Source organism: Streptomyces sp. NPDC058534 (genome assembly GCF_042717365.1).
Classification (GTDB): Bacteria; Actinomycetota; Actinomycetes; order Streptomycetales; family Streptomycetaceae; genus Streptomyces.
The window spans coordinates 39818-43559 of record NZ_JBHXNW010000077.1 but is presented as its reverse complement, the minus strand read 5'-3'; the positions used below and the strand labels follow the sequence as shown (position 1 = coordinate 43559).

Genomic DNA, 3742 nt, shown 5'->3' with positions numbered 1-3742 from the left:
GGGGGGGGCGCGCGGCCCCCCCCCCCCCCCCCCCCCGGGGGGGGTTTGTTTGGGGTGTGGGGGGCTGGGTGTACGGGGGCTTCCAAACCCCCCCCGGCAAGATCCAAACGACACCCCCTACCGCTGTGTCTGCGCGAGGAACGCGTAGGCGCCCGCGATGAAGGGGTCCGCTGCGCGGAAGCGTCTGCCGCACACCGCGGCCAGGGCTGTGCCGGTGTCGGGGCGGAAGCCCAGGAACGCCTGCTGGCCCAGGGTGGCCCCACTGTGGAAGTACATCGGCCCGCCGTCCGTGGGGTGCCGGAACCACGCCACCGTGTGCACGTGCCGGTGCCCGAGGCCCCGCCGCAGCACCGGTACCCGTACGGCTCCCAGCGCGCCGGCGGCCGGTGAGCCGGCCGGGTCGAGGTGGGCCTCGAGGAAGGTGAGCAGGTCGTGCGGGGTGGACCGGACGGCCCCGGCCGCCTGGAAGCCGCCCGCGTCGAACGGCGGGACGGGGGTGCGGCCGTCCTTGCGGTGTCCCACGGCGTCGGTGCCGGGGCCCTCGGCGCGCAGGGCGGTGCCGCCCAGACCCAGCGGGTCCAGGACCTGACGGGTGAGCAGGTGCTCCCAGGGCGTCCCCAGGACCGCGGCGACCGCGTGTCCGAGCACGGAGACGCCGTAGTTGGAGTAGTGCCAGCGGGTTCCGGGGCGGTGCCTGGGCCGGTGGCGCAGGAAGGTGTCCGTCAGCCGCTCGGCCGGGTAGCGCGCGTAGGGGTTGGTGCGCCAGGCCGGCAGTCCGGAGCGCAGGAAGCCGGCCGGGAGGGCGGGCAGTCCCGCCGTGTGGGTGAGGAGGTGGGCCAGCGTCACGGGGTGCGGGCCGGCCGGGCGGCCGGGGTCCAGGCAGGTGACGGCCGCCTCGCCGCCGGTGAGCGCGCCGCGCCGCACGAGCCGGGTGAGCAGCAGTCCGCTGAACGTCTTGGAGGCCGACCCGATCTCGTAGCGCAGGTCCTCGCGGGGGACGTCGGGGGGCGGGGCGGTGCCGCCGCTGTGCAGGGTGCGCCGGCCGTGCCGGGAGACGGCGAAGACGACGTCGGGGGCGTCGCAGGCGGCGACGGCCTCGGCCAGCCGCTCGTGCAGGGCGGCGTCGTCGACGGGTGCGGGGGGTGCCTGCGGGCCCGTCGGGAAGTCGCCCGCGTCGTCGGGGTCGCCCGGCCAGGGCGTGGGACGGCCCGTCATGACGCGGTGTGCGCCGGCTCGCTGAGCGCGCGGGAGGTGGCGAGCAGGGAGGCGAAGGCGGCGACCAGGGTCGGGTGGTAGACCAGGTCGAACAGCGAGTCGGGGGCGCCCTCGGGCATGGTGCGTACGGCGGGCATGGCGCCGTCGGGCTGCTGCGCGGCGGCGAAGCCCCGCCAGGCGGCCTCGTCGAGGGTGGGACGGGGCAGGCAGGCGTCGACCACGAGGAGTTCGCCGAGCAGGTCCCAGCGTTCGAGGTCCAGCCAGTCGTCGATCCACACCGGCAGCCAGGTGGCGAGGTACTCGGCGACGGCCGGCGGCAGCCCGCCCGGGTTCTCGCCCCAGTCGGTCAGGTGGAAGACGGTGTGCGTGATGTCGTACGCGGTGTGGCCCTCGACCGTCCACGGTTCGGGGGTCCCGGCCAGCCAGGTGGTGGCGACCAGGTCGGCCTCGGGCGGCCGGGCGGTCAGACCGAAGCGGCGCTGGAACGCGGACAGGCCCAGTCGCCGGGTCGGCGTGACCGGGAACCGCGCCCAGCTGTCCAGCCGGTGGTTGAGGACCGTGGCCCGCTCCACCTCGGGCTGGCTGTAGCCCAGCTCCTTGAACGGCAGGTACACCTCGAAGGGGACGGGTGAGAAGGGCTCGACGCGCTGGCCGCGCACCAGCATCCGGCCGCCGTCGAGGGTCTCGCGCCAGGTGTGGTCGAGCAGTTGGCGCGCGAGCTGGGCCTGCCGGGAGCCGGCGACGCCCTCGCGGAAGAGCACCTTGCAGATCAGGGCGAGTTCGCCGATCGGCTTGAAGCGCTCCAGGAAGCCGGTCTCGGGGTCCACGTCCTGCTCCAGGCGGAAGCCGTCGCGGTGGGCCCACAGCCACTCCAGCGCGCCGGCGCCGACGCCGTGGATCAGGCGGGTGTCCGTCATCCCGGCACTCCTTGTCCGGCGTGGTCCGCGTCCCGCAGCCGTGCGGTGGTGAGGGCGGCCGCGAACACGGCCATCAGGGTGGAGTGGTAACAGTCTGTGAAGTCATAGGGGTCGGTCCCCGCGTGCTCCCCGGCGGCGTCCCGCACGGCGCCCTCCTCGGGGAGCGCGCCGGACGCGTCCTGGGCGGCCGCCACGCGCAGCCAGGCGTCCTCCAGGACGGCGGGCTCCGGCGGACGCGGCAGGCTGGCGGCGACCGCCAGCAGTTCGCAGCTCAGGTCCCACATCCGGGCCTCCAGGCAGGTGTCGAGCCAGGGCGGCAGCCAGTCCACCAGGTAGTCCGCGAGGTCCGGTGGCACGCCCTGGACGGTGCGTCCCCAGTCGGTGAGGTGGAACACGACGTGGGTGAGCGCGTAACCGGCCGCACGTTCGAAGGTCCAGGGCTCGGGCAGGCCGCCCAGCCAGGTGCGGCCCAGCGCCTGCGGGAGCCGCCCGTGCGGATGGATGCCGCTGTGCCGCTCGGCCTCCAGCACGCCGAGCCGCCGGGTGGGGTACTGCTCGGTCAGCCGCCAGCCGCGGGTACGGGCCACGATCGCGGCGGACGCCTCGTAGCCCGGGTGCCGGAAACCGGCCGAGGCGAAGGCGGCGTACACCTCCAACGGATAGGTGGCGAACGGTTCCAGCGACTGCATCAGCGGGAACAGCTCGCCCCGGTGGGTCTGCTGCCAGGCGAAGTCCAGCAGGTCGGACACCCGGCCGTGCAGCGGGTCCGGCGTTGGGGTGCACAGGGACACGGAGGCGCAGACCCGGGTCAGCTCGCCCAGCGGTTTCCAGGTCCGGTTGACCTGACCCTCCGCCGCGAGCGCGTCCTCGCCGAGCGCGAAGCGGTCGCGGTGGGACCACACCCAGTCCAGGGCCGCCTCCTCGACGTCCCGGACGGTCACAGGAGGACTCCGGCGGGCATCAGCCGCGCCGCCTCCAACTGGAGGGCCACCCGGGGGTCCGAGCCGCCCATCAGACGTACGAAGTCGAGTCCCGCTTCGAGGCCCAGGCTCTCCGGCACCCCGTCCAGGAGGGTGAGCCAGCGTCCGGCTCCGGCCGCCTGCTGCCAGTCCCGGCGGCGTACCGCCCGGACGAAGCCGCGGGCCACGTCCACCGGTCGGCGCCGGGCCACACGGGTCACCGCGCACTCCTCGCCGGGCAGCGCGAGCGGGGCGAGTACCGCGAGCTGATGGGTCAGCACCTGCCAGCCGGCCTCGTCGAGCCAGTCGGCGCCGGATTCCGCACCCGGCTCGCCGGCGGGCGGACCGGCCAGGGGCTGGTCGAGCCGGCGCAGGGCACGGGCCATGGCCCAGTGGCTCCATACGACGGCGGGGGCCGCGTCGGGACGCGGCGGATGGGCCGTTACGGCGTCCTTGAACACCGCGAGTTGCCCGGGGTCGGGCGGAACGCGCAGGAGGACGGCGGGCAACAGCGTGTCGGCGCCCAGAACGCGTACCGCCGCACGCGCGACGCCCTCACCGGCGCCGCCGGTCGTCAGGGTGCTGCCCGCTCGCACGTGGGGGGGGGGCGCGCGGACCCGCTGACCCCACGGCTCGCGGAGGAGCCGACCG

At 75.5% G+C, this 3742-nt stretch carries 4 protein-coding genes; all 4 read right to left on the bottom strand.

Annotation, left to right across the window (positions count from 1 at the left end; genetic code table 11):
* Window positions 1-117: 117 nt before the first annotated feature.
* The 4 genes from ACFWR9_RS34330 to ACFWR9_RS34315 are packed head-to-tail and all read right to left on the bottom strand — an operon-like array spanning window position 118 to window position 3687.
* Complete coding sequence (locus ACFWR9_RS34330) at window positions 118-1215, bottom strand: serine hydrolase domain-containing protein (protein ID WP_383849204.1); 1098 nt, start codon at window positions 1213-1215, stop codon at window positions 118-120.
* Entirely contained in the window at window positions 1212-2132 is a 921-nt protein-coding gene (locus ACFWR9_RS34325; protein WP_383849203.1) for a DUF6895 family protein, read from the bottom strand. The genes ACFWR9_RS34330 and ACFWR9_RS34325 overlap by 4 nt, the downstream gene beginning before the upstream one ends.
* A complete protein-coding gene (locus ACFWR9_RS34320; RefSeq protein WP_383849201.1) occupies window positions 2129-3073 on the bottom strand; it encodes a DUF6895 family protein in 945 nt (314 codons plus the stop codon). The genes ACFWR9_RS34325 and ACFWR9_RS34320 overlap by 4 nt, the downstream gene beginning before the upstream one ends.
* Window positions 3070-3687 (bottom strand): hypothetical protein, encoded by a 618-nt coding sequence (locus ACFWR9_RS34315; RefSeq protein WP_383849206.1) that lies wholly within the window; start codon window positions 3685-3687, stop codon window positions 3070-3072. The genes ACFWR9_RS34320 and ACFWR9_RS34315 overlap by 4 nt, the downstream gene beginning before the upstream one ends.
* Window positions 3688-3742 lie beyond the last annotated feature (55 nt).

What these genes read in the sequence shown, in the direction of transcription:
- ACFWR9_RS34330 (WP_383849204.1), bottom strand. Translation starts at nt 1,215, where the DNA reads ATGACGGGCCGTCCCACGCCCTGGCCGGGCGACCCCGACGACGCGGGC.
- ACFWR9_RS34325 (WP_383849203.1), bottom strand. Translation starts at nt 2,132, where the DNA reads ATGACGGACACCCGCCTGATCCACGGCGTCGGCGCCGGCGCGCTGGAG.